The organism is Lysinibacillus sp. OF-1 (assembly GCF_028356935.1).
Taxonomy (GTDB): domain Bacteria; phylum Bacillota; class Bacilli; order Bacillales_A; family Planococcaceae; genus Lysinibacillus; species Lysinibacillus fusiformis_D.
Genome location: NZ_CP102798.1, coordinates 4,307,891 through 4,330,665, shown reverse-complemented (window position 1 = coordinate 4,330,665; position 22,775 = coordinate 4,307,891). Strand labels below are relative to the sequence as shown.

Sequence of the window (22,775 nt, the reverse complement as noted above, 5' to 3'; positions counted from 1 at the left end):
GATGCAGAGTATTTTAGCCATTAGTTTATTTTTAGTCACATTATTTTTTGTCATAGTGCAACCACGTAAACTATCTATCGGCTGGTCAGCCTGTATAGGGGCGGCGATTGCCTTACTAATGGGTGTAGTTACCTGGCATGATGTGTTAGCAGTAACTGGAATTGTTTGGAATGCGACGTTATCATTTATTGGCATTATTTTAATTTCGCTAATCTTAGATGAAATTGGTTTTTTCGAATGGGCAGCTCTGCACATGGCACGACTTGCGAAGGGAAGCGGAATTCGGTTATTTGTTTATATTGCTTGCCTAGGGGCAGTTGTGTCGGCCCTATTTGCTAATGATGGAGCGGCTTTAATACTCACTCCCATTGTGTTAGCAATGGTAAGAAAACTGAATTTAACTGAAAAAATGATTTTTCCGTTTATCATGGCAAGTGGTTTTATAGCAGATACAACTTCCTTACCATTTGTAATAAGTAATTTAACTAATATTGTATCAGCTGATTTTTTTGAAATCGGCTTTATAGAGTATGCAATTCATATGGTTGTACCGAATTTCTTTTCTTTAGTGGCCAGTATTGTTGTACTGTATATTGTTTTTCGACGGTCCATTCCACAGCATTATTCTCTTGAGGCGGTTGAGCATCCAAAGCAGGCAATTCGAGATCCTCGCTTATTTTCGATAGCTTGGTATGTGATCGCCATCCTATTAGTAGGGTTCGTGGTCGGTGAAGTTCTACACATTCCTGTATCCTTCGTTTTATGCGGTGTTGCTTCTATTTTCTTATCGCTTGCACAGCGTAGTAAGGTTGTAGATACGAAGAGGGTCATAAAAGGAGCGCCGTGGAATATAGTGTTCTTTTCCATTGGTATGTATGTGGTGGTCTATGGATTAAAAAATGTAGGGATGACAGGATTGCTAGCCAGTTTACTAGAGCAAGCGGTACAGCATGGTTTTGTAGTGGCAACCATGACGATGGGATTTGTTGCGGCAATTTTGTCTGCAGTGATGAATAATTTACCTACTGTTATGATTGATGCCTTAGCCATTTCTGAAACAAGTGCAACTGGTATGATGAAGGAAGGGCTCATTTATGCAAATGTTATTGGCACAAATTTAGGTCCGAAAATGACACCGATTGGCTCACTTGCGACATTATTATGGCTTCATATATTGGCTCAAAAGGGCATTAAAATTAGCTGGGGACAGTATTTTAGAATCGGCATCATTCTTACAATTCCAACACTGCTCGCTACTTTACTAGCATTAGTTTTTTGGATAAGTATAATAGCATAGTTATATTGTCGAAATAGTGAAATAAATAGTACAATAAGTAATAGTAAGATATTAATATATCAGCGTATTAAAGGAGGAAAGTATGCGAGCGACAGGTAAATTAAGTAATAAAATTGTGCTAATGTCATTTGTTATGCTATTAGCTTTGTTAGCCTTTTTCATTGTAACAACGATATATACAGCGAAATCATCTGTTAATAAAACAATGGGAACACAGGCAGTTGCAGTTGCTGAGAATATTGCAAAACGTTTGAACGCAGATGAATATGAACAACTCTCACAGGACCCAAAGGAATCTGAATTATATTGGCAGCTAAGGCAAGAACTCAATGAATTGCGTGAAATAAATGGGGTTCTGTATGCCTATACTTTCGCAGTCCCAAAGGAAGATAAAAAGGTTCGATTTTTAGTGGATGGTATGCCAGTAGATGATCAAGAAAATGCTGGCGTTATAGGAGATGAATCTGCTTCCACCTATTATAAAGATTTAAAAAAGGTAATGGATACGGGGAACTACTACTCCGATATTTTACATAGCGATTTTGGCGATTATTTATCAGGTACTGTGCCATTGAAAGATGCCTCAGGAAATATTGTTGCCTTTGTAGGGGTAGATATAGAGGCAACAGAGGTAAGTGGTGTGACAAATGCTGTGCTAACAGCCATTTTACCTGCTTTAATTGTCGTTATATTAGCTTTAATAGGACTTGTTATGTTTATTATGTATCGTTATATCAATCGAGCGTTGAAGCCTTTAACAAATTTAGGTGTTGCCGCACAAAACTTTGCACAAGGAGATATTGCTAAGGCATCTATGGCAGTAGAGGAAATTCAATTGACAGGAGAAAATGAGATTACTATTTTTGCTCAATCCTTTAAGGAGTCTCTACAAAGATTAAAAGAAACATTCCACACGATTCAACAACGAACATTAGCTTTACAAAGTGTCGTTCAAAAGATTGATGAGACAACTCATCATGTGGAAACATCAAACGCTCAAATTGCGGATCGTATTATCGAAATTGCTGCGGGGAGTGAGCAGCAGCAGCAAAACAATCAAGAGGTTGTCTTAACGATGAACGAAATGTCGATTGGTATTCAACGTCTAGCTGATACTACGTCTGAAATTGCCGAGTCATCTTCAGCTATGACGGGTCTAGTTGAAACAAGTGTTGGTCATTCACAAGAAGTTGTATCACAAATTCAAAATGTAGAAGCCTCCGTTTTACGTACAGCTAATCATGTCGAGGAGATGGGCGAGAAGTTCCGTTCTATTGAAGAGATGGTGACGATCATTACGAGTATTGCCGATCAAACAAACTTACTTGCTTTGAATGCGGCGATTGAAGCAGCGAGGGCTGGGGAAGCAGGTAAAGGATTTGCGGTTGTGGCGGACGAAGTACGTAAACTTGCAGAGATGTCTAAATCATCAGCTGACGAAATACACATGCATTTAGAAAGCTTTAAGAAAATAACAGATCGAGCATTGCAAGAGATGTCGAGCAGTACAGTAGACGTACAAGCAGGCAATAAAGCGGTGCAATATATTGGTGTAAGCTTAGAGCAAATATTGCAATCAGTCATTGAGGTAAATAACAAAATTCAAGATGATTCAGCTGTGATCGAGGAAATGTCAGCTGGCTCTGAGGAAATATTAGCTACTATAGAGCAAATGAATGATATTGCGAAGCATAGTGTGCTAGGAACAAAGGAAGTTGCAACTTCCTCTGACTTACAAGTAGCAATGGTTTCGGAATTAAATGAAGTTGTAACCATTTTAGATCAGACATCTAAAGAAGTTATCGATACGATTAATACATTCAAATTATGATGACCTTGAAACTATTTTTCTATAAGCATAGGTCTTGTAGAAAAATAGTTTTTTAATAGGAGATAGTAGTGTGTAAATGTCTAAATAAACCATATTAAGGGAAATTAGAAAATAATTTGTGTTTTACCCATTGTGAAAACTTTCAAACCATAACATAATATAAAGTAATATTTGTTGAACGAAATAGGGGGGCTAAAGTATGAGGTTTTTACGTTCAATACAGGGGAAATTGATTATTATTTCATTAGCAATACTGATTATTCCAAGTTTAATAATTGGTATAGTTAGCTACGGTAAGGCTAAGAATGGCATGGAGGAAATTGGTGAGCAAGTACTTTACAATAGCGTAGAATCAGCTTTGCAAATAATTGAGCTTGCCAATGAGAGTGTTGAAAAAGGTGACATTCCTTTAGAAGTTGCACAGGAGCGAGTACGTGAGGCGTTTCTTGGACCTAAAGATAGCGAAGGGAAACGCCCTATTAATTATCCTGGTGATTTAGGAGAATATGGCTATATTTATGTATTGGATGATAAGGGGACATTAACAACACATCCAACGCGAGAAGGGGATAATCTTTGGAATGACCAGGATAGTAGCGGAAATTATTTTATTCGGGAAGTGACTGAAAAAGCTCTTGCTGGTGGTGGTTTTACAGTATATGAATTTGAGCTACCAGGTCAGGATGTCTTAGCAGATAAAATTATTTATTCGGAGAAAGATCCACATTGGGGATGGGTAATCGCATCAGGTACATATATGCAAGATTTTAACGAAGGGGCAAATTCTTTATTGTTAGTGATTGGTGTGACATTAGTGGGTGCGATTATTATCGGGACAATCGTAGTCATTTTAGTATCTAGACATCTGGCATTACCAGTTAAAAAATTATCGATGCGTGTGCGAGAAGTAGCGCAAGGGAATTTAACTGTAGAGATTGAGCATTTACAGCGTTCAGATGAAATTGGACAATTAAATGAGGGCTTTAATGAAATGGTAAATCAACTCAAAACGCTTATTTCAGATGTGGAGGAAGCGATTGTAGAAATACAATCGACATCAGCGAACCTAACAGCAGTGGCTGAAGAGACGGATGCCTATGGTGACGAAATCGTCAAAGCCATCAATGAAGTATCTAAAGGTGCAGTCAAGCAAGCATCAGATGCGGAGGATACAAATCGAACAGCTATTGAGTTTGCTCAGCAAATTGAAGGATTGCACGATAAAAATGATTTAATGTTGGATGCATCACAGCATATGAAAAAATCAAATGAAGAAGGTCTCGTTAATCTAGATAGTTTAAAAGAGACATCACAGGAATCTTTCGATATTATTCAGAACATTCAATCTGTTTTTGGCAGTTTAATAGTCAAAGTGCATGAAATTGAAGGTATTGTAGAGACAATTACGCAAATTTCCGACCAAACAAACCTACTGGCTCTTAATGCCTCTATTGAAGCCGCAAGAGCGGGAGAACATGGTAAAGGATTTGCAGTTGTTGCAGAAGAAGTACGTAAGCTTGCGGATCAAACATCAGTCGCGACAGAGCTCGTCCGCACCACTATAAAGGGGATTGAAAGTGAAACGAAGTTAGTCAATGATGAGATGCAGAAAACGCATGCTATTGTGCATCAGCAAAATGATTCGGTTCAGGTGACAGCGTTATCTTTTAAAGAAATTAAATTGGCTGTTGAAAAAATAATAGCCATTATAGGAGATATGGCAGAGGGTGTAGAATATTTAAATAGCTCCAAGAATGTTATTATGCAGTCGATTGAAAGCATTGCAATGATTAGTGAAAAGAATGCTGCTGCATCTGAAGAGGTAACAGCGTCTGTAGATGAGCAGCAACGAGCAATCCAGCTTGTTAGTGAGTCTTCCAATGATCTAACTGATGAAATATCAGCCTTACAGGAGTCTATTAAACGCTTTATATTGAGATAATTATGCAGGATGCTTGGTCAACAAGCATCCCATGTTGTTGAAAAAAGGTAATGTCAACGGCATAATAAGCAATTTTGTAAGGCGAGGGGTTGATTTCCGTTCCGCCAGCGTCCTTTCCAGGGGGCGTCTGATGAGCCGCTTCACTCACTGCGTTCGCTCCAGGGTCTCCTCTGTGACGCTAAATCCCCTAGGAGTGACGCTGGCTCCACTCCAATCAGCCATTCTGCAAAAGTGTCTTTTCCTGAACAAAATAGCCCATTATTTATATTATAAGAGAGGATAGCCTCTTACTTTCAATGTGGAGAAGTGATGTGTGACAACACCCCTCCATAAAAGAGTAGTGAATACCTTCACTTTTTTATGGATTGGAGTGGAAGGCTACTTGACTCCCGTGGGATAGCGAGACAGGCGAGCCTCTAAACGGAGTGGTAGCGGAGGAAGCGGCTCGGCGCTCGCCCACAGGAAAGCAAGTAGCCTGCAACGGAGATCCTTTTTCACCTTTCACATAAATTCTATGGATGGTTTTGTTTTTCAACACTATGGGATGCTTGGTCAACAAGCATCCTTTTTTCTTTAGCTGCGTTAATAAAAGGTAAAGGAGGGGTGATTTGTGAAAAAATGGGTAATTGGAGGAAGTGTACTTCTAGTAAGCATTGGAATGGTTCTTTATATTTGGTTGGGAAAACAAATAGAGCAGGGTGTTGAACCAAGTGCAAAAGGCTCTGCTGACTATATGATTATACTAGGGGCAAAAGTAAAGGCGGGTGGTGTACCATCACTTTCATTAAAGAGTAGATTAGAGGTGGCAGTTCCATACTTAACAAAATACCCTCATGTTAAGGTCATTGTGTCAGGGGGGCAAGGACCTGATGAAGATCAAACAGAGGCATCTGTTATGCAAGAATATTTAGAACAGAACGGTATCAAGGCTACAAGGATTATCGTCGAGGACAAGTCTACGTCCACTTATGAAAATTTAGTATTTTCCAAAGAACTATTACCGAAAGATACAAAGAAAATCACCATCGTTTCAAATGACTTTCATTTGAAACGCGCCAAGTATTTAGCAGAAACTTTAGATTTCGAAGTGGATGTCGTCGCAGCCGAAACACCAAAGTCAGTAGAAGCTAAACTAAGATTGAGAGAAAGAGCCGCTTTATTAAAAACGTATATTGTTGGCTATTAAAGTACTTTCATTGAGGCGTAATCATTTCTAGTGCTTTCTCGTAAAAAACACCACTACAAAAATAGATAATTGTTTCTTAATAGGTTCCATTTGGCATATAATAGAAATATCACGGGGTATAGGACAGAAAGAGGGGACTTCAATGACAACGTTTAAAGATTATCAGTATAGCCGTCCAAATGTGGCAGCGATGAAAGAACAGCAATTAGCACTTATCGAGCAATTTAAACATGCACAATCAATAGATGAGCAAAGTGGTGTAATTGAGAAGCTAAATGCCATCAGTAATGACTTTGCGACAATGGCTAACTTAGTATACATTCGCGCTTCAATCGATACGAATGATGAATTTTATCAAGCAGAACGCGATTATTTCGATGAAGTAGGCCCAGAGCTAGAAGAAGTAACGACTGAATATTATAAAGCATTAATTGATTCACCATTCCGTGAGCAATTAGAAGAGAAGTGGGGTCAACAATTATTTGACCTTGCAAGCTATCAAATTAAGGGTTTTTCACCAGCAGTTATTGATTTAATGCAAAAAGAAAACAAGCTTGTTTCTGAGTATAATAAGCTTGTAGCTTCTGCACAAATTGACTTTAATGGGGAGACATTAACACTTGCTCAGCTTGGTCCGTTTGCAGAATCAACTGATCGAGAAACACGTAAGGCAGCAACTGATGCCCGTTTCGGTTTCTTTGCGAAGCATGAAGATGATTTCGATCGTTTATATGATGAGCTTGTAAAAGTACGTCATGAAATTGCGATTAAACTAGGCTATAACAACTATGTTGAGCTAGGATATGTTCGTATGAATCGTATTGATTATAATGCGGAAATGGTTCAAAAATTCCGTGATCAGGTTCGTGATTTAATTGTACCTGTGGCAACGAAGCTATATGAGCGTCAGGCAAAGCGTATTGGAATTGAAGATTTTAAATTCTATGATGAAGCATTCAACTTCTTATCAGGTAATGCTGCTCCAAAAGGAGATCCAGAGTGGATCGTGGCGAATGGTAAGAAAATGTATGAGGAATTATCACCTGAAACAGGAGAATTCTTCAATTTCATGATTGACCATGACTTAATGGACCTAGTAGCGAAGAAAGGGAAAGAGAGTGGTGGTTATTGTACATTTATTGAAAACTATCATTCTCCATTTATTTTCTCGAATTTTAACGGTACGTCAGGTGATATCGATGTATTAACACATGAAGCAGGACATGCCTTCCAAGTTTATTCAAGCCGTAACATTGGCATTCCAGAGTATCTATGGCCGACCTATGAATCTTGTGAAATTCACTCGATGAGTATGGAATTCTTCACATGGCCTTGGATGGAGTTGTTCTTTAAAGAGGATACAGAGAAATATAAATTTACGCATTTAAGTAGTGGTCTTTTATTCTTACCATATGGTGTTGCAGTAGATGAGTTCCAACATGTTATTTATGAAAATCCAACAATGACGCCGGCTGAACGTAAAGCAGCATGGAAAAAAATTGAGGAAACATATTTACCACACCGCGACTATGATCATAACAGCTACCTAGAGGCTGGAGGCATATGGCAACGTCAGGGTCATATTTATGCAAGTCCATTTTATTATATTGATTACACGTTAGCCCAAATTTGTGCATTCCAGTTCTGGAAACGCTCACGTGAAGAATTTGAATCGGCTTGGAAAGACTATATTCATCTATGTGGCTTAGGTGGTTCTATGTCCTTTACAAAGCTGGTAAAAGAGGCAGGTTTAATTTCACCATTTGAAGATGGCTGTGTTGAATCGGTTATCGGGGAAATTGAGGAATACTTAAATTCAGTAGACGATTCTTCACTATAATTGATTACGTAAATTCGCTACACTTCCATGCTAAGCGTTGTGGAAGTGAGCGAATTTTTTAGTTTGTCAAAGTTGATTTTTCAAGCAAATTCGAAAAATCTGGACGCATGGCTTAGCTGTGCGCATGTAGCAATGTCGTCCAGTAGTATCATTGATTTTGTTTAAAAATACTAGGATACTTGCGAAATGGGTAATATATCAGTAGTATTTTCAGTAACTGTGAAAAAAGGAAGTGAATAAAAGTGACGAGGAAAGTTTGGTTTCAAGTAGGTGTAGGGATATTAATTACACTACTAATCATTAAATATTTTATAGAGATTCATTGGATTTTTTCACCATTAGTCATCATATTAAAAGCTATTTTTGTCCCTTTACTACTTGGCGGTGTCCTCTATTATGTGACAGAACCGATCCAGAGATTTTTAGAAAAACGTAGATTTCCTAGATGGGGAAGTATTTTGACGATTGTATTTGGGCTAATAGCCATTGTAGGGATTTTTGGTTGGATTATTGGTAATCCGATTGCTGAGCAGATCAATAAATTAGTGAAGAATGCCCCTATGATTAGTACAAGCATTAGCACAAGCATTCAGCAACTAACAGACTATGTAACGCAAAATAAAGATAACTTCCCACAGCAATTAAATGATGTTATTGAAAAAATGGCGAATTCAGTACAAGATGTTGCAGTAGTGGCGAGTAAAGGATTTATGTCTTTTTTACAATCCATAGTGTCCGTATCGTTATTAGCTATATTAATTCCGTTTTTCTTTATTTTTATGCTGAAGGATCATGAGAAATTTGCACCATCCATCTATAAGTATTTCAGTGGTGAACGTCAGCAATGGGTAAAGAAAACGTTAAGTGAAATTGATGATGTATTACGTACTTATATTCAGGGCCAACTGCAAATTAGTTTTTTATTAGCACTTATTATGTATGTCGGCTATTTAATTATTGGATTAGACTATTCGTTGCTGCTAGTAATCTTCGCGTTCTTTATGAACATGATTCCATTTATCGGACCTTGGATCGCCTTTGCGCCAGCGCTGATCGTAGCAGTTATTCAGGATCCTATTTTAGTTGTGTGGGTATCCGTTGTGACGCTTGTTGCTCAGCAAATTGATAGCAACTTTATCACACCTAATGTTATGGGGAAATCCCTTGATATCCATCCACTAACCGTGATTACAATTATTCTAGCAGCAGGTAATATAGCAGGTTTTATTGGAATTATTATCGCTGTACCATTTTATGCAGTATTAAAGGTTATCGTATCCAATATTTATGATCAACGTAATGCGATTAAGAAAAAAGCGACGAAGTCAGTATAGGAGTCGAAACAATGGAACAAGAAATTGTAAAGGTATTTAATGAGCAGCATGAGCAAATAGGGACAGCTACGAGAGCAGAAGTACATGAAAAAGGGCTTTGGCATGAGACTTTTCATTGCTGGCTTGTCAATGAAGACTATATTTATTTTCAAATACGTAGCTCACAGAAAAAGGATTATCCAGGCTTACTCGATATTACAGCAGCAGGACATCTTTTAGCGATTGAGACTGTGGAGTCAGGTATCAGAGAAGTAAAAGAAGAATTAGGCCTCCAGATAGATGTCCATGAAGTTGTCAAAATGGGCATGACCTCTTGTAGTATCGTTTCCGAAAATATGATTGACAATGAATTTTGCCATGTCTACATATACCCTTTCGAGCACGATTGGGATTCCTTTGATTTACAGTACGAGGAAGTATCAGGTGTAGTGAGAGCAAGGCTAAATGAGGCTGAGGCTTTCTTCTTGGGAGAAACAACAACACTTAATATTGAAGGGTACGAGTATTTCCCTGATGGTCAACGAGTGAAAATTGTCAGACCAGTTGGCACCACGCAATTTGTTCCTTATCGAGAATTGTATGTAGCACAAGTGATAAAATTTACACGCGAAAAGATATTTAATCAAACATCATAAGAGGGAAAGTAGGACAAGCTATCAATGTAAGCTTGTCCTACTTTTTGGGCAAAAATGATTTAGAAACTACACGATATAACAGTAAAAAATACGTTATACTGTAAGATAGATTGTAAAGAAAAGGAGCATTTTTAATATGCTAACATTTGAACAAAAACAAGCGATTATTGAATCGTTTTCTGGACTAACAAAAAAGGAGATTTCATTAAAACGCTTAAATTATCACTATATGGATAGTCTTTATGAAAAGACAATTGTAGTGGAAAAGCTTCACCCAAATGGCAATGGCTTTGTCTTTGTTGGGGATTTATTACGCTATGAGCAAGAGGCTACTGATAAAGGATTAGTGAATATCCGTGATTACGATGAGCAACAGCTACGTGAGATTATTGAGGATTCTATTCAGTATTTATCAGAAGAAGTAGAAGAGCAGGAGCCGATTGTAGAGATTTGGCATAGCCGAGATGGTGTGAAATTACAGCTAGCGTTTGAGCAACGTTCTTGGAATGTGTATCATGGAGAAAATCTTGAAGAGGCATTTGGTACGTATGACGCGGCAAAGGAATATTTACTAGAAGAAGGCTTTCGTACAAAGAAATAAACATACGGGGGATCATCATAAATGAACGGAAAAAAATTAGTGGGAATTGTAATTGTTGTTTTAATCGTGGCATGTTTATTTTCAGTTTTTACCATTACTAATTTTTATAAAAACCATGAGGAACAGCCGAATCGAGAAAATCGAGAAATTAATAAGTCAAAGAGCTTGAATTTAATTTTGCCACAGGCTACAATTATCTCGAATTCAAGATAATCGAGAGGTGATTGTTAGTGCAACACATTTTTTATAAAGGTACAGATGAAACAAAACCGACGTTGCTATTGTTACATGGCACGGGTGGTAATGAAGAAAGTTTAATTGGGTTGGCAAAAGAAATAGATGAAACAGCCAATATTTTAAGTGTACGTGGAAATGTTCTTGAGCATGGGATGCCGCGATTTTTCCGTCGATTAGCAGAAGGCGTCTTTGATATAGAGGATTTAATCTTTCGAACTAAAGAGCTTCATGACTTTTTACAGGAGGCGGCACAGCAATATGGCTTTGATCGCCAACGAATTGTAGCGATTGGCTATTCAAATGGCGCTAATATTGCAGCAAGCTTATTATTCCACTATGCTGATGCATTAGCAGGAGCTATTTTACATCATCCAATGGTACCAAGACGTGGAATAGAATTACCTCAACTTTCTTCTACGCCTGTTTTTATCGGTGCTGGAACGAATGATCCGATGTGTACAGCACAGGAGTCTGAGGATTTAGAAGCGCTTTTAACGTCTTCAGGTGCAATGGTCACGACAGCTTGGTTTAATTTTGGTCATCAGCTAACAATGCCGGAAGTACAAGCAGCAAAAGAATGGTATAACAGTATCTATGTTTAATTGAAAAATCCGCCTCTTTTCCTAAAGGAGGCGGATTTTAATGATTTTATTTACTTTTCTTTGAAAAAGGTAGCCACCAGTTCCAATCACCAAATAATTTCATGAGACTTGGCACAAGCATAAGACGAATAATCGTCGCATCAATAGCAACGGCAATGGCTATACCAACACCAATTTGTTTTACAGGCATCACGTCTGTGAAGGCAAATGCCCCTGTAATAACAATCATAATAAGCGCTGCCGATGTAATAATACGGCTAGTGGATGTTAACCCATCAATTGTTGCGTGTGTATTATCTGCCCCTTTTAAATATTCTTCTTGGATACGAGAGATTAAGAAGACTTCGTAGTCCATACTTAAGCCGAACACCAGACAGAAAACAATGACTGGAATAATTAGTACAATCGGGCCTGCTTCAATACCAAAATGTCCATATTGGAAAATATAAACGAGTATACCGAACGCAGATGAAAGCCCAATAATGTTCATAATAATTGCTTTTAACGGTATTAAAATCGAACGGAATGCCAGCATTAAAATAAAGAATGTGGAAATGATGATAATGGCTATAGCCAAAACTATTTTATTCGAAATTTCATCAAAAATCTCTTGGTTGAATTTAGCGGGTCCTCCAAGCGCGAAATCTACACCTAAATCTTGATCCATCCAAGATCGGGCAAATTTTTGAGCAGTAGTGGAAGAGCCCGCTGCATCGATGGTAATAGGGATAAATAATTGAGTATCTTTTGAAAAAGTATTCATTACAGACTTTAACTGTTCCGCAATCTGTGGAATTGCTAAAGAAGTAGAAAGCTCCTCAGGTGTTTGAATGTTAGCAGCTGTATAGACTGTTGAAACATTTGTTACTAGGGAGTCCTTTAATAGCTTTTCTTGAATAGCATAAATGAGCTCTCTTCCTTCAGCATCCTCCCAGCCTTCTTTTCGTTCAGCTAATAAATATAACGTAGATGATTCACCCAGTCCAAACGTTTCATCTAATTTATCATATGCTGCACGTGCATCATATTTAGTTGGCAAGGAGTCAACCTGTGGAATCGTTAGTTGTATGTCCTTTAATGGGAGCATACCAATGCCAAGTAATAATAAAGCAGAGATTACAATGGCTATTGGATGTTTCATGACAAAGCCTGCAAAGCCACGCCAACGATTGGCACCACCTGGTTTAATGCGTATTAGACGCCATTTATTGAGTTTATCTCCTAATAGCATCATAGTGGCAGGGAGTAGTGTCAAGCCAGAAAGAACGGCTAACAGGACGACTATGGTACCTCCTAGAGCGATATTGTGAAAAATCTCTACATCAATAACGATCATAGCGCCTAAGCCTATCATGACACAAACAGCAGAGAAAATGATGGAACGCCCTGCTGTTTGTATAGCAGTTTGAATAGCTTGGACTATAGAGGTGTGCGCACGCTCTTCTCGGTAACGATTAATAAACAACAATGCAAAATCAATGCTTAAAGCAAGCCCGAGCATTGGGACAATATTTAAGACGAAAATGGATAGATTCACACTACCACTAAGGAGCGTCATTATACCGAACGCAGTAACAACTGTTACAACACCAATGATGATTGGCAAAATAGAAGCAATCACTGTACCAAAAGCCAATAAGAGAACAACGATGGCAATGGGTAACCCAATGGCTTCAGCGGAAGCTAAATCTTTTTGACTGGCTGTATTAATGTCAGCAGAAATAACGGGTCCTCCCGTAATGCTAACGCCGTCTTCTTCAATTAATGATCGAACATTTTCTACAATGTCAGAAAGATTCTCCACATCATTTTTTAAATGAACCATTGCATAGGCAATGTCATCTTTACGTAAAGAGGAGTCTTCTAAAGGTGATTGGATTGAATGTATGTCTTTTATGCTATCTAGTTTTTTTAAAGTGTCTTTCATTTGTTGATCTTCAGCTGGATCAAAGACAATTAAAATCGTATCAGATGGTAGATCAAAGTTTTCTGCTAGCTCATTTGTCACATAGGTATGGTCGGCTTCAACAAAAAAGCCATCACCCTGAAGTTTACCTGGAAGCTGTAGAGCAAAATAAGCCATTGCTAGAAAAATAATAAGCCATATCGCTACGATTGCTTTTGCATGTGCTGTAATAAATGCCGAAAAAGTTTTCATAGTTGTTAATGCATCCCCCTTCTCAAATAGTGTAAAGGATGTGTCACATTTTGTCGTGTGACAAAGTAAAGATATTGGACAGGAGTCTTTCATAGTGTTGAAAAACAAAACCATCCATAGAATTTATGTGAAAGGTGAAAAAGGATTTCCGTTGCAGGCTACTTGCTTTCCTGTGGGCGAGCGCCGAGCCGCTTCCTCTGCTACCGCTCCGTTTAGAGGCTCGCCTGTCTCGCTATTCCCACGGGAGTCAAGTAGCCTTCCACTCCAATCCATAAAAAAGTGAAGGTATTCACTACTCTTTTATGGAGGGGTGTTGTCACACATCACTTCTCCAAATTGAAAGTAAGAGGCTATTCTCTCTTATAATATAAATAATGGGCTATTTTGTTCAGGAAAAGACACTTTGCAGAATGGTTGATTGGAGTGGAGCCAGTGTCACTCCTAGGGGATCTAGCGTCACAGAGGAGACCCTGGAGCGAACGCAGTGAGTGAAGCGGCCCATCGGACGCCCCCTGGAAAGGACGCTGGCGGAACGGAAATCAACCCCTCGTCTTACCAAATTGCTTATTATGCCGTTGACATTACCTTTTTTCAACAACATGAAAGACTCCTGTCCATCTATTGGACAGGAGCCTTTTATTAAAAGAATAATGATAAGAGGAAATAAATAACAGATGCCATAACGGCTGAAATTGGCATTGTAATAATCCAAGTAGTGACAATCTTGCGGGCCATACCCCAGTTTACACCACGTACACGCTGTGCAGAACCAACACCCATTATAGATGAAGAAATAACATGTGTGGTTGATACTGGTAAGTGGACTAACGTAGCCCCAAAAATGACAGTAGCGGAAGCTAAATCTGCTGCTACACCGTTAACAGGGCGGATTTTCATAATTTTACCGCCAACGGTTTTGATGATTTTATAACCACCTATCGATGTACCTAGACCCATTGCTGCTGCTGCTGCTGCACGCACCCAGAACGGTATTTCATCTCCTGTATGCAAACCACCAGCAATTAACGCCATTGTCATAATCCCCATTGCTTTTTGTGCATCGTTTGTCCCGTGGGTAAATGATTGAATGGCCGCAGTGAAAATTTGCATAGTACGGAAACCTTTATTTGTTCGATATAAGTTTAAATTTTTAAACCATATTTTAAATAGCGTCATCATAATAAAACCTGCGCAAATAGCAAGTATTGGAGAAAAAACTAACGCCATAATAATTTTAGTAAAGCCACCATAGTTTAGTACATTAAAGCCAGCAGAAGCGATAGCAGCGCCGGCAATAGAGCCAATCAATGTGTGAGAAGAACTAGATGGAATACCAAAATACCATGTCAATAAATTCCAAATTATAGCTGAAATTAATGCAGCTAAAATAACGACTGAACCGGTTGTGTCACCTTCAAAAGCATTTAAAGAGAAAGGGTCTACAATATCTTTTGTTAGAGCTTTTGCAACCCCTACAAAGGTAATAGCACCGATAAAGTTCATGGTTGCTGCCATGATGATTGCTACTCGAGGTGGCAATGCTCTAGTGGAAACCGAAGTTGCGATAGCATTTGCTGTATCATGGAAGCCATTGATAAAGTCAAATGTAAGGGCAAAGATGACGACCAGTACGGTTAGTATAATGATTGTGTTCATTGTAAAGTGCCCATCTCCTAATTATGCGTTGCGCATGATAATTGTTTCCATAGTATTTGCTACGTTTTGACAATGATCAGCGATATCTTCAAGTTGTTCATATATATCTTTAAATTTAATGAGGCGAATTGGATCTTTTTCATTTAAAAATAATTTCTTAATGGAAGAACGCTGTACCTCATCACATTCACGTTCATAGTCTTTAATAAGAATTGCGTGTGGACGCATGCCAATTAGATTCTTTTTCTTTAACTCTTCAGTCGCTTTAACAATTTCATCAGCACTTTTAGAAATAAACCCTAAGAACGTACGCATGGATTCATCGATTTCTGTCAGGGAAAACATTTCAAAGTGTGCAATACAGTGTTCTGTTCCATCTAAAATATCATCCATACGAATGGCAAACTCTAAAATATCCTCACGTTCAATAGGTGTCATAAATGATTTGTTTAGCATTACGATCAGTTCATGAATGAGCTTATCGCCAGCAGTTTCGTAATTTTTCATTGTAATGCTAATCTCTTTTAGGTCAGCTACACTGTTAATACGAAAATCATTTGCGTAATGTACAGCCTCTCTCATATTTTCAGCAATTTTATGCAATGCAATAAAGAAAGGGTCTTGTTTTTTTGAGTTAAGCATGTAAATCGAATCCTCCTGGATGTAAATAAAATTAATCGACCTCTAAACTTTATTATCATAACAAAATCTTTAATTTATCTACATAAAAACTTTATATTCGACATGAAAATTTACATTCCTGTAATATTTATTTCGTTCACAAAAAGAAAGGGGAACAGACTGTATTTATTTTTATAGATACAGGTAAAGTCCTTATTTAATAAGGAATTACCTTATAATTTTTTCTGTTTGGTACAGATTACAACGAAAAATAGGATGAATAACAAGAGAAATAGCATGATGAATTGTAAAGCTAATGTAAATACGTTTGTACTATGAGGAAGTCTTCTTATTCTTAAGAATTTCTTCATTTTTATCCTTTCTCTTTATTAAGAATTGTTTTCTACAATGGGAAATGAATGAGAAAGGAGCGTTTATAAACAAATGATTCAAGTTGAAAACTTACAACATACATTTTTAATTGGTAAAAGAGGGAAGGAAAAACAGGTTCCAGTATTGAAAGGTGTGAACTTTGAAGTTAATAAAGGAGAGATTGTTGCCATTGTAGGAAAAAGTGGCTCTGGCAAATCGACCTTATTACAAGTTCTTGCTGGTTTTATGAAAGCTGAACAGGGGTCTATTAAAGTAAATGGTAAGGAAACAGCCCATCTGACTGAAACAGAAAGTGCTGCTTTTCGCTTACGTCAATTTGGCTTTATTTTTCAAAACTTTCAGTTGATGCCGGGTTTAACGGCTTTCGAAAATATTGAATTACCTTTAAAACTACAGGGCTTACGTAAGGCTGTACGGAAAGAAAGGGTAAAGAAATTAATGGACAAAGTTGGTCTGACAGAAGTGGCAGATCATTATCCTAATGAATTATCTGGTGGACAACAACAGCGTGTCAGTATTGCGCGTGCCCTTATCACAAATCCTCCGATATTGCTTGCTGATGAGCCTACAGGAAGTCTTGATTCAGAAACCGAGCAAGATATTTTATTGCTTATCCAGAGCCTAAACCGTGAGCTAGGGCTAACCTTTGTCATTATTACGCATGATGAAGAAGTGGCCACGATAGCACATAGACGTTTTCGCATGTATGATGGCGAACTTGTAAAGGAGGAGGCTTAACATGTTATTTAAAGATCAACTAGATTTTGTAACACAACATATTAAGAAAAATAAGCTGCGCGTGTTTATGACGATATTAGCTGCAACGATGGGCTGTGCTTTTCTGATTGTGCTAGCATCCGTTGGTTTTGGATTACAGGAATCTTTACGCAATGAAATTCTTTCGAATGAAACAGTTACGAAAATTCAAGTATATGGCGATAAGCAATTGACAGAAGAGCAAGTACAAGAAATTAAAAATTTGAACCATGTAGAAACGGTGCTTGAAACGATAAGTGTGAATGCTTCTGCACATTCCTTTTTAGGTGATCGTGATACAACCTCTAATTTAATTTTGTCGGATATGCAGGACTTTGAGCAGGTGAACGGCAAGCTTGCAAAAGGACACTATCCAACAAAGCCAAATGAAATTGTTGTAGGCTATCATTTTGGTCAAACATTATTGAATGCGGCAGAACGCAATATTATTGAAGAAAAGAGTAAAAAGGCTGAAGCAGAAGGAACATACTATGATGGTAGTGAAGAAGGCTATAAAGAATCATTAATTGGAAAAAATATAGAGCTTTCCTTAGTGCCTCATACTGGCACAAATGATGAAACGCAAAAAATGGCCTATACAATTGTTGGTGTGATGGAGAAGCCTTCTTATGATTGGATGGTTGATAACGCCATTCACATGGATAAAGCACAAAAGTCAGTGTTAGCTGAAAATATACCTGCCAATAGTGATATCAAAGAAGATGAGCTATTTTACTCAGAATTTAATATTTATGCGGATACTTTAGAAAATGTAAAGCCGATTTTGGAGAAGTTAAAGGGTAAAGGCTATAGTGTCTATTCAGTGACCGAACAATTAGATCAAATGAATGTATTTTTCCTTGTACTAAAAATTGGCTTAATCTTTGTAGGGACGATTGCGGTGCTGATTGCTTCTATTGGTATTTTTAATACAATGACAATGGCTGTCACAGAGCGTACACGTGAAATCGGTGTGTTAAAGGCGATTGGTGCAAGTCCGAAGCTTATTCAACGATTATTCTTAATGGAGAGCACGTTTATTGGTATTTTTGGAACGTTTATTGCGGTTGTTATTTCGTATGCCATCAGCTTTGCGGCTAACGCAGCATTACCATTGATTCTTAAGGCAGCGACAGGAGAGGAGGCTTTTGCAACAAATGATATAATATTCTCTCTTATACCATGGCAATTAGTCATTATTGCAGCCGCCATTAGTATCGGAGTAGCGATGATTTCAGGCTATCGTCCAGCACGCAAAGCGACTAAAATAGATGTGATTCAAGCTTTACGACAAGAGCTATAATAAAAGGCGGTCCATTTCAAAGATGGATCGCCTTTCTATTAGGGAAGGAGTACCCCGTAGATTATAAATAATCTTTTAACTCTTTAGCTAAAAATGGTGTGGCATTGAGCAATTTTAAGAAGGCATCATAGCTGGCGCGTTGCTCTTCACTAGGTTTTTTACCTGTTTGATATGCTCGGATTAAAATGTTTTTAGGGGTATTTTCCATATCAATAAACTCTAAAAGCTGTGCCTCATAGCCAACCAAGGATAATATTTCAGCACGAATAGCATCTGTGGCTAGTGCTGCAAAACGTTCTCGAACAAGACCGTGTTGCAACATAATATCAAGAGCTGGCGTATTTAATTGACGATTTAACTCATGCTGACAACAAGGGACACTTAATATTACACTGGCCCCCCATTTCACAGCACGAGCTAGTGCCATGTCTGTCGCAACATCACATGCATGTAGTGTTACCACCATGTCCACAGCAGATTCATCATTATAATCATTAATATCTCCTACAAGAAATTCGAGCTGGTCATAGCCTAGATCCTGTGCGATTCTTGAACATTCTTCAATAACCTCTTTTTTTAAATCTAAACCAGTAACACGAATGTCTAAGCCCTTTTCGATTTTTAAATAATGATACAAAGCGAAGGTTAAGTAAGATTTACCCGAACCAAAATCTAAAATACGCACTTGTCGATCCTGAGGTAAGTAAGTTAAAGCATCATCAATAAATTCAATGAAACGATTAATTTGCTTAAACTTATCGTATTTTTGTTTCTTTACTCTCCCTTCCTCTGTTTGTACCCCAAGCCGAATTAAAAATGGATAGGGCTGGTCATCAGATAGTAAATAATTTTTTTTTCGATTATGAGCTAAATTGACTTGTTTAGGGGAGGTCGATTTATTAGATTTCCAAAGGACCTTATTCTTTTTGGATAATTGCACATGTACTTTTTCATCTACAAAATCGATATGTGCTTGACGATAATCCTCAAAAATGGCTTCAAGCTTGTAAGGGAAATCGGCCACTTCAATATTTTCATGTTTTAAAATGCGTTCATATTGGTATTCAATTTGTATATGATAATGATTTTTTAACATTAATGGCTTTAATTTTATACGTTTGATTTCGTTCGATTTCATGCGTGGTTGACTGATTGTAGCAGTCACAAGCTGTTGCTGTAAAATTTGCTCAATGAGCAGAGCTTTCATTTCTTCAAATGTCATACATTTTCGCCTACTTTATTGTGTAATAGATGGCACTAGTTTAACACATTTTATAATAGACAATGGCTACTTTGACATTCGGAAAAATTTTAATAAAAATTCTGAGTATTTATAGGTGGAATTGTATATTCATGGTATCTTAAATATAGTAATTCTTTTTGAATTGGAGATACTAAAGAGGAAAAAAGGAGGAGAAAATATGTCAGATAACATGTATCAATTATTAGCAATTATTATTTACATGGTCGCCATGCTAGCAATAGGTTGGTATGCATTTGTGAAAACATCCAATTTAACAGACTATATGCTTGGCGGTCGTTCCTTAGGTCCAGCGGTTACTGCGCTAAGTGCAGGTGCTGCGGATATGTCTGGCTGGCTCCTTATGGGCTTACCAGGTGCGATATTTTTATCAGGTCTTGTGGAAGCTTGGATTGCGATTGGACTTACAATAGGGGCTTATTTAAACTGGCTGCTTGTTGCACCACGTTTACGGGTTTACACACAGGTTACGAATGATTCCATTACCATTCCAAGTTATTTGGATAATCGATTACGTGATAATACTAAGCTTATTAGGATTGCTTCAGGTATTATCATCCTATTATTTTTCACGTTTTATGTATCGTCAGGAATGGTAGCAGGAGGCAAGTTTTTCGAGAGTTCATTTGGTTATGATTATCACACAGGGTTATTAATCGTTTCAGGCGTAACAGTTGCCTATACCCTATTCGGTGGGTTTTTAGCGGTTAGTTATACAGATTTTTTACAAGGGCTTATTATGTTTTTAGCACTTATTATGGTACCGTTATTCGGGCTATTTGTAACAGGTGGGATAGGAGATACAATTACCTCTATTAAAGCGGTTAGTCCAGATCTTCTAAATTTATTACCAGCCACTGCGACAGCGGCAGGAATTATTTCTTCAGTTGCTTGGGGATTAGGTTATTTTGGACAGCCACATATCATTGTTCGCTTTATGGCAATTAGCTCTGTGAAAGAAACAAAGCAGGCTCGACGTATTGGTATTGGCTGGATGATGTTAAGTTTATTCGGTGCTATTGGGACAGCTTTGGTAGGGGTAGCCTATTATGAGCAAAACGCTGGTGAGCTGAAAGACGCTGAAACAGTATTTATTGTCCTAGGACAAGTTTTATTCCATCCATTTATAGCCGGTATTATGCTGGCGGCTATTTTAGCAGCTGTTATGAGTACCATTTCCTCACAGCTTATTGTGACTTCCTCAGCGCTTGTAGAGGATATTTATAAAGCTTTATTTAATAAAACAGCAGATGATAAACATTATGTGTTTGTTGGGCGTATGGCTGTATTAGTTGTTGCAATTATTGCAGCAATCCTAGGGTGGAATCCAGATAGTTCCATTTTAAGCTTAGTTGGCTTTGCTTGGGCAGGATTTGGTGCAGCGTTTGGACCTATTATTTTACTCTCTTTATATTGGAGAAAGCTCACGAATTATGGGGCACTTAGCGGAATGATAACAGGGGCTGCAACTGCGTTTGTTTGGGGTAAAGTGGATGTTTTATCAAGTGCTCTATATGAAATTGTTCCTGGCTTCTTTGTTTGTTTAATTGTTGCGATTGTTGTCAGTATGCTGACATATAGACCAAATAAAGAAATTGAAGAAGAGTTCACTCGCTCAGAGACAATACTAAAAGAAGAAAGAAAATAGTTAAAATGCGCCTTTTCTTAAGAGGCGCATTTTTTAGAAAAATAGCTGAATATCAAGAGATACGAAAAAGAGTTATATATGGTAAAATGAAGAAAATTTGTCGTAGAGACACCAAGCTTTGGTGGGAGGTTTCTAATGGATAGAATTAAGGAAGTCGATGTATTACTTGAAAAGGCCATATTAGTTGGCGTAAATTTACGAAATGATGAGCATTTTGATTATTCTATGGAAGAGCTAAAAAATTTAGCAGAGGCCTTGCATGTGGAAGTAGTAGGCGTTGTCACGCAAAATTTGGAGCGTGTTACACCGTCTCATTATGTGGGGACAGGTAAAATAGAAGAAATCAAAAATTTTTATGAAGAAGCGCAAGCAAATCTTGTTATTTTTAATGATGAATTGTCGCCTTCTCAAATTCGTAATTTAGAGCGTGATTTAGCAACGAAGGTTATTGATCGAACAATGCTTATTTTAGATATTTTTGGAAGACGGGCAAAAACACGAGAAGCACAAATGCAGGTGGAATTAGCTCAGTTACAATACATGCTACCTCGCTTAGTGGGCTTACATGCCTCTCTAAGTCGTCAGGGCGGTGGTACTGGAGGCGGCTTTAAAAACCGTGGTGCTGGTGAAACGAAGCTTGAATTGGATCGACGAAAAATTGAAGATCAAATTGCTAAAATTAAAAAGGATCTTGAGCACGTTAAAGAGCAACGAGAAACACAACGTAAACAGCGTCGAAAAAATGCACTCCCAGTTGTATCAATCGTCGGCTATACAAATGCGGGTAAATCAACCATTATGAATCAGTTGCTTGCCCAAATAGGGCAAGAAGAACATAAACAGGTTTTTGAAAAGGATATGCTTTTTGCTACACTTGAAACTTCAGTTCGTCAAATTGAACTACCCGATAAAAAGACATTTTTACTGACAGATACAGTTGGTTTTGTTAGTAAATTACCCCACCATTTAGTAAAAGCGTTCCGATCCACATTAGAAGAAGCGCGAGATGCTGATCTTTTACTCCATGTTGTTGATGTTTCAAATGCAGAGCATGGATTTATGATGGATGTGACAAATGAAACGCTGAAGGCGGTTGGAGTAGAAGACATTCCAACAATCTATGTTTACAATAAGGCTGATATAGCAGATGTTCCTTACCCTGTAGTCAGCGGTGATAATATGTGGATTTCAGCAAAACAAGGGATCGGTTTAGAGGAATTAATACAATTGATTCGTCAGCATATCTTCTCTCATTATGTGACGTGTGACATGTTAATTCCTTATGACCAAGGCAACGTTGTTTCTTATTTAAATGAATATGCCTCTGTTTTTAATACAGCCTATGAAGAGGGCGGTACATTATTATCGCTTGAAGTAAAGGCAGCAGATTATGCCAAGTACCAACAATATGTTGTCAATTAAAAAAATGTAGATCACCCAAAGCATGCCAAAGGATTTTTGGCATGCTTTTTGT

The 22,775-nt window shown here is 37.9% G+C and carries 18 protein-coding genes; 14 read left to right on the top strand and 4 right to left on the bottom strand.

From position 1 onward, the window contains the following. The first annotated feature begins 1 nt into the window (after window position 1). The 10 genes from NV349_RS21175 (at window position 2) to NV349_RS21130 (ending at window position 11,505) form a co-directional block, all read left to right on the top strand. Window positions 2-1,297 (top strand): arsenic transporter, encoded by a 1,296-nt coding sequence (locus NV349_RS21175; RefSeq protein WP_036128494.1) that lies wholly within the window; start codon window positions 2-4, stop codon window positions 1,295-1,297. 82 nt (window positions 1,298-1,379) lie between these two features. Continuing rightward, on the top strand, window positions 1,380-3,128 hold the full coding sequence (locus NV349_RS21170) for a methyl-accepting chemotaxis protein (RefSeq protein WP_036128492.1): 1,749 nt from the start codon (window positions 1,380-1,382) through the stop codon (window positions 3,126-3,128). 199 nt (window positions 3,129-3,327) lie between these two features. Further along, window positions 3,328-5,070 carry a methyl-accepting chemotaxis protein gene (locus NV349_RS21165; protein WP_036128490.1) on the top strand — a complete coding sequence of 581 codons (1,743 nt, stop codon included), beginning with the start codon at window positions 3,328-3,330 and terminating at the stop codon, window positions 5,068-5,070. A gap of 658 nt (window positions 5,071-5,728) precedes the next feature. Next, window positions 5,729-6,256 carry a YdcF family protein gene (locus NV349_RS21160; protein ID WP_051891773.1) on the top strand — a complete coding sequence of 176 codons (528 nt, stop codon included), beginning with the start codon at window positions 5,729-5,731 and terminating at the stop codon, window positions 6,254-6,256. 142 nt (window positions 6,257-6,398) lie between these two features. Further along, complete coding sequence (locus tag NV349_RS21155; protein ID WP_036128477.1) at window positions 6,399-8,096, top strand: M3 family oligoendopeptidase; 1,698 nt, start codon at window positions 6,399-6,401, stop codon at window positions 8,094-8,096. 242 nt (window positions 8,097-8,338) lie between these two features. After that, the gene (locus NV349_RS21150) at window positions 8,339-9,430 is read left to right on the top strand and encodes an AI-2E family transporter (protein ID WP_036128475.1); all 1,092 of its coding nucleotides are present in this window, start codon (window positions 8,339-8,341) and stop codon (window positions 9,428-9,430) included. An 11-nt stretch (window positions 9,431-9,441) separates the two neighbouring features. Further along, on the top strand, window positions 9,442-10,065 hold the full coding sequence (locus tag NV349_RS21145) for an NUDIX hydrolase (RefSeq protein ID WP_036128472.1): 624 nt from the start codon (window positions 9,442-9,444) through the stop codon (window positions 10,063-10,065). Window positions 10,066-10,201: 136 nt separating this feature from the next. Further along, entirely contained in the window at window positions 10,202-10,666 is a 465-nt protein-coding gene (locus NV349_RS21140; RefSeq protein ID WP_036128470.1) for a hypothetical protein, read from the top strand. A gap of 21 nt (window positions 10,667-10,687) precedes the next feature. Next, window positions 10,688-10,879: a hypothetical protein gene (locus NV349_RS21135; RefSeq protein ID WP_036128468.1), complete on the top strand. Its 192-nt coding sequence runs from the start codon at window positions 10,688-10,690 to the stop codon at window positions 10,877-10,879. Between the two features lie 17 nt (window positions 10,880-10,896). After that, window positions 10,897-11,505 (top strand): alpha/beta hydrolase, encoded by a 609-nt coding sequence (locus tag NV349_RS21130; RefSeq protein WP_036128466.1) that lies wholly within the window; start codon window positions 10,897-10,899, stop codon window positions 11,503-11,505. Window positions 11,506-11,551: 46 nt separating this feature from the next. Here NV349_RS21130 and NV349_RS21125 read toward each other — a convergent pair whose 3' ends face one another. The 3 genes from NV349_RS21125 to NV349_RS21115 form a co-directional block, all read right to left on the bottom strand. Next, a complete protein-coding gene (locus NV349_RS21125; RefSeq protein WP_271911177.1) occupies window positions 11,552-13,663 on the bottom strand; it encodes an MMPL family transporter in 2,112 nt (703 codons plus the stop codon). Between the two features lie 639 nt (window positions 13,664-14,302). Then, a complete protein-coding gene (locus NV349_RS21120; RefSeq protein ID WP_058844748.1) occupies window positions 14,303-15,319 on the bottom strand; it encodes an inorganic phosphate transporter in 1,017 nt (338 codons plus the stop codon). A gap of 21 nt (window positions 15,320-15,340) precedes the next feature. Next, window positions 15,341-15,961, bottom strand: a complete 621-nt coding sequence (locus NV349_RS21115) for a DUF47 domain-containing protein (RefSeq protein WP_036128422.1) — start codon at window positions 15,959-15,961, stop codon at window positions 15,341-15,343. A 423-nt stretch (window positions 15,962-16,384) separates the two neighbouring features. Between NV349_RS21115 and NV349_RS21110 the strand changes: the two genes are divergently transcribed. Both NV349_RS21110 and NV349_RS21105 read left to right on the top strand, forming a co-directional pair. After that, window positions 16,385-17,071, top strand: coding sequence for an ABC transporter ATP-binding protein (locus tag NV349_RS21110; RefSeq protein WP_036128420.1), 687 nt, complete (start codon window positions 16,385-16,387; stop codon window positions 17,069-17,071). A 1-nt stretch (window position 17,072) separates the two neighbouring features. Further along, a complete protein-coding gene (locus NV349_RS21105; protein WP_036128417.1) occupies window positions 17,073-18,392 on the top strand; it encodes an ABC transporter permease in 1,320 nt (439 codons plus the stop codon). 61 nt (window positions 18,393-18,453) lie between these two features. On the opposite strand, the gene NV349_RS21100 is transcribed toward NV349_RS21105, so the two are convergent. Then, window positions 18,454-19,614: a class I SAM-dependent methyltransferase gene (locus NV349_RS21100; RefSeq protein WP_249646072.1), complete on the bottom strand. Its 1,161-nt coding sequence runs from the start codon at window positions 19,612-19,614 to the stop codon at window positions 18,454-18,456. 199 nt (window positions 19,615-19,813) lie between these two features. On the opposite strand from NV349_RS21100, the gene putP reads away from it, so the two are divergent. Both putP and hflX read left to right on the top strand, forming a co-directional pair. Continuing rightward, window positions 19,814-21,301 (top strand): sodium/proline symporter PutP, encoded by a 1,488-nt coding sequence (gene putP, locus NV349_RS21095; protein WP_249646073.1) that lies wholly within the window; start codon window positions 19,814-19,816, stop codon window positions 21,299-21,301. A gap of 135 nt (window positions 21,302-21,436) precedes the next feature. After that, complete coding sequence (gene hflX, locus NV349_RS21090) at window positions 21,437-22,723, top strand: GTPase HflX (protein ID WP_249646074.1); 1,287 nt, start codon at window positions 21,437-21,439, stop codon at window positions 22,721-22,723. The last annotated feature ends 52 nt before the right edge of the window (window positions 22,724-22,775 follow it).